The sequence below is a fragment of the Streptomyces sp. SM1 genome, from assembly GCF_002910825.1.
GTDB lineage: Bacteria > Actinomycetota > Actinomycetes > Streptomycetales > Streptomycetaceae > Streptomyces > Streptomyces okerensis.
Map to the genome: position 1 here is coordinate 1 of NZ_NEUB01000178.1, position 3,979 is coordinate 3,979.

Sequence of the window (3,979 nt, forward strand, 5' to 3'; positions counted from 1 at the left end):
GCGCTGACGGACGCCGGCCTCTCCTGCGACGGGGTGCTGGTGCAGTCGTCGCGGCTCGCGCCGCTGCCGGGCGACGTGACCCGGCTGGCGGCCGTCAATCCCGTTTTCCTGCTGTGGGGCGTCCGGCCCCCGGCACACAGTGAAGGAGTCGCCCAGTGATCGGCCTCATCTCCGCCACCGCGGCGGGAGCGGCGGCGCGCGACCGGCTGGCCGCGGCGTGGCCGGACCGTACGCGCGTCTACCGGGAGCGCCCCGTGCCGGACGCCGTACGGGCGGCGTTCGCCGAGTGCGAGCAGCTCGTGTGCTTTCTCGCCACGGGGGCCGTGGTGCGGCTGGTGGCGCCGCTGCTCGGCGACAAGGCGGGCGATCCGGGCGTGGTCTGCGTCGACGAGGGCGGACGCTTCGCCGTGTCGCTGGTGGGCGGACACGGTGGCGGGGCCAACGAACTCGCCCGCGCGGTCGGCGAGGTGCTGGGCGCCGAGCCCGTCGTCACCACGGCGACGGACGCGGTCCACCTGCCCGGCCTGGACACGCTCGGTCTGCCGGTGGAGGGGAACGTCGCCGCCGTGTCCCGGGCCCTGCTGGACGGCGAGGCGGTCGCGTTGCGCGCCGAGGTGCGGTGGCCGCTGCCGCCGTTGCCGGTCGCGGAGGAGGGGGCTTACACGGTCCGGGTCACCGACCGGCTGGTCGCCCCGGGCGAGCGGGAGGCGGTGCTCCGGCCGCCCACGCTCGTCGTCGGGGTGGGGGCCTCGAAGGGCGCGTCCGTCGAGGAGGTGCTCGGCCTGATCGAGGAGGCCCTGCGCGAGGCCGGCCTGTCGGCGGCGTCGGTCGCCGAGCTGGCCACCGTGGACGCCAAGGCGGACGAGCCCGGCATCGTGGCGGCGGCCCGGCGGCTCGGGGTGCCCCTGGTGACGTACTCCGCCGGGGAGCTGGCGCGCGTCGAGGTGCCCAACCCGTCCGGCGCGCCGCTGGCCGCCGTCGGCACCCCGTCGGTGGCGGAGGCCTCCGCGCTGGTCGGCGGGGGCGAACTCCTGGTGCCCAAGCGGAAGTCGGCGGGGCGGCCCGCGACGGCGACCTGTGCCGTCGTACGGCGTCCGGGGCGGGGACGGCTCGCGGTGGTCGGTCTGGGGCCGGGCGCGCGGGATCTGCTCACCCCGCGGGCGAGGGCCGAACTGCGGCGCGCCTCCGTGCTGGTGGGACTCGACCAGTACGTCGACCAGATCCGCGACCTGCTGCGTCCCGGCACGCGCGTCCTGGAGTCCGGTCTCGGGGCGGAGGAGGAGCGGGCCCGCACGGCCGTCGCCGAGGCCCGGCGCGGGCGGGCGGTGGCGCTGATCGGCAGCGGGGACGCCGGGGTGTACGCCATGGCCTCTCCGGCGCTCGCGGAGGCGTCCGACGACATCGACGTGGTCGGGGTGCCCGGTGTGACGGCGGCGCTGGCGGCGGGGGCGCTCCTGGGGGCGCCGCTGGGCCACGACCATGTGTCGATCAGCCTGTCCGACCTGCACACGCCGTGGGAGGTCATCGAGCGGCGGGTGCGGGCGGCGGCGGAGGCGGACCTCGTGGTGACGTTCTACAACCCGCGCAGCCGGGGCCGTGACTGGCAGCTGCCGAAGGCCCTCGCGATCCTCGCGGAGCACCGGGAGCCGGAGACACCGGCCGGGGCGGTGCGCAACGCGTCCCGGGCGGACGAGTCGAGCAGGCTGACGACGCTGGCCGCGCTGGATCCGGCGACGGTCGACATGATGACGGTCGTGACCGTGGGCAACACGGCGACCCGTGCGATCGCGGGGCGCATGGTCACCCCGCGTGGCTACCGCTGGCAGGAGGAGTCACGGTGAACCGCGTGGTGCACCCCATCGAGCGGGAGTCCTTCCGGCGGCTGCGGGCCCGCCTCGACACCTCGCACCTCCCGCCGCTGACCCGGGCGGTGGTGGAGCGGGTCGTCCACTCCGCGGCCGACCTGGAGTACGCCTCCGATCTCGTCATGGACGAGGGGGCGTTGGCGCGGGCGCATGCCGCGCTGCACGCGGGGGCGCCGGTCGTGGCGGACGTGGAGATGGTCGCGGCCGGGATCACCCGCCGGAAGACCGTGTGCCGGCTGGCGGACGCCGTGGCCGGGCCGGGGCTCACGCGTTCGGCGCACGCCGTGCGGCTGGCGTACCAGGAGGTGGGGCCCGGCGCCCTGTGGGTGATCGGCTGTGCGCCGACCGCCCTGGAGGAGCTGCTGACGCTGGACGCCTCCCCCGCGCTCGTCATCGGGCTGCCCGTCGGCTTCGTCGGGGCGGCCGAGTCCAAGGCGGCGTTGCGGGAGAGCGGGCTGCCCGCCGTGAGCAACGTGTCCGAGAAGGGCGGGTCGGCGGTCGCGGCAGCCGCGCTCAACGCCCTGCTGTACCACCCCGTTCCATCCGATTCCGAGGAGACCCTGTGACCACCCCGCCCGCCCTGCTCATCGCCGGCCACGGCACCCGGGACGACGCCGGAGCGGAGGCGTTCCGTGACTTCGTGCGGGAACTGGGGCGCCGTCGTCCCGGGCTGCCCGTCGCGGGCGGCTTCATCGAGCTGTCCCCGCCGCCACTGGGCGAGGCCGTCGCGGAGCTGGTGGAGCGGGGGGTGCGGCGGTTCGCGGCCGTTCCGCTGATGCTGGTGTCCGCCGGGCACGCCAAGGGGGACATCCCGGCGGCGCTGGCCCGTGAGAAGGAGCGCCACCCGGGTGTCTCGTACACCTACGGCCGTCCGCTGGGCCCGCACCCCGGGCTGCTGAGGGTGCTGGAGCGGCGGCTGGCGGAGGCGGTGGATCCGTCCTGGGACCCGGCCGAGGTGACGGTCCTGCTGGTGGGGCGCGGGTCGACGGACCCGGACGCCAACGCCGAGGTGTTCAAGGCGGCGCGGCTGCTGTGGGAGGGACGCGGCTACGCGGCGGTGGAGACGGCGTTCGTGTCGCTGGCGGCGCCGGACGTGCCGGACGGGCTGGACCGGTGCGCGCGCCTCGGCGCCCGGCGGGTGGTGGTGCTGCCGTACTTCCTGTTCACCGGGATCCTGCCGGACCGGGTGCGGCGGCAGACCGACCGGTGGGCGGCGGCCCATCCGGAGACCGGGGTACGGTCGGCGGACGTCATCGGTCCGGAGCCGGAGCTGCTGGATCTGGTGATGGAACGGTACGAGGAGGCCGTGAAGGGTGACCTCAGGATGAACTGCGACTCGTGTGTGTACCGGATCGCGCTCCCCGGCTTCGAGGACAAGGTGGGTCTCCCCCAGCAGCCGCACTTCCACCCCGACGACGACGGCCACCACCACGGTCACGGCCACGCCCACTCCCATGCGCACTGATCCGGTGGACGGCGGCGGGCACGATCTGCGCCACCACGGTGACGCCGAGGTCCGCGACGACGGCTCGGCGCTGGTCGACCTCGCGGTGAACGTCCGGACGGACACGCCTCCGGCATGGCTGCGGGAGCGGATCGCCGCGTCGCTGTCCGGGCTCGCCGCCTATCCCGACGGGCGGGCCGCCCGGGAGGCGGTGGCGGCGCGGCACGGGCTTCCGGTGGAACGGGTCCTGCTGACGGCCGGGGCGGCGGAGGCGTTCGTCCTGCTGGCGCGGGCGCTGAAGGTGCGCCGGCCGGTGGTGGTGCATCCGCAGTTCACGGAGCCGGAGGCGGCGCTGCGGGACGCCGGGCACATGGTGGACCGGGTGCTGCTGCGGGAGTCGGACGGCTTCCGGCTGGACCCGGCGGCGGTGCCCGGGGACGCCGATCTGGTGGTGATCGGCAACCCGACGAACCCGACGTCGGTGCTGCACCCGGCGGCCGTCGTGGCCGGGCTGGCCCGGCCCGGACGGACGCTGGTGGTGGACGAGGCGTTCATGGACGCGGTGCCGGGTGAGCGGGAGGCGCTGGCCGGCCGTACCGACGTCCCCGGTCTCGTCGTGCTGCGCAGCCTCACCAAGACGTGGGGGCTGGCGGGGCTGCGGATCGGTTAC

The 3,979-nt window shown here is 75.9% G+C and carries 4 protein-coding genes and 1 pseudogene; all 5 read left to right on the forward strand.

The window, feature by feature from the left end; translation table 11 throughout:
• Window positions 1-159 (forward strand): annotated as a pseudogene (locus B9S61_RS42050) (bifunctional cobalt-precorrin-7 (C(5))-methyltransferase/cobalt-precorrin-6B (C(15))-methyltransferase); the annotation flags it as partial.
• Complete coding sequence (gene cobJ / locus B9S61_RS04075) at window positions 156-1,841, forward strand: precorrin-3B C(17)-methyltransferase (RefSeq protein WP_103540955.1); 1,686 nt, start codon at window positions 156-158, stop codon at window positions 1,839-1,841. The pseudogene B9S61_RS42050 and the gene cobJ, both read left to right, overlap by 4 nt.
• Window positions 1,838-2,431 carry a precorrin-8X methylmutase gene (locus B9S61_RS04080; RefSeq protein ID WP_103540956.1) on the forward strand — a complete coding sequence of 198 codons (594 nt, stop codon included), beginning with the start codon at window positions 1,838-1,840 and terminating at the stop codon, window positions 2,429-2,431. Before cobJ ends, B9S61_RS04080 begins: the two co-directional genes overlap by 4 nt.
• A complete protein-coding gene (locus B9S61_RS04085; protein WP_103540957.1) occupies window positions 2,428-3,330 on the forward strand; it encodes a sirohydrochlorin chelatase in 903 nt (300 codons plus the stop codon). The genes B9S61_RS04080 and B9S61_RS04085 overlap by 4 nt, the downstream gene beginning before the upstream one ends.
• On the forward strand, window positions 3,320-3,979 hold a 660-nt coding region (gene cobC, locus B9S61_RS04090), incomplete at its 3' end, for an Rv2231c family pyridoxal phosphate-dependent protein CobC (RefSeq protein ID WP_103540958.1). The genes B9S61_RS04085 and cobC, both read left to right, overlap by 11 nt.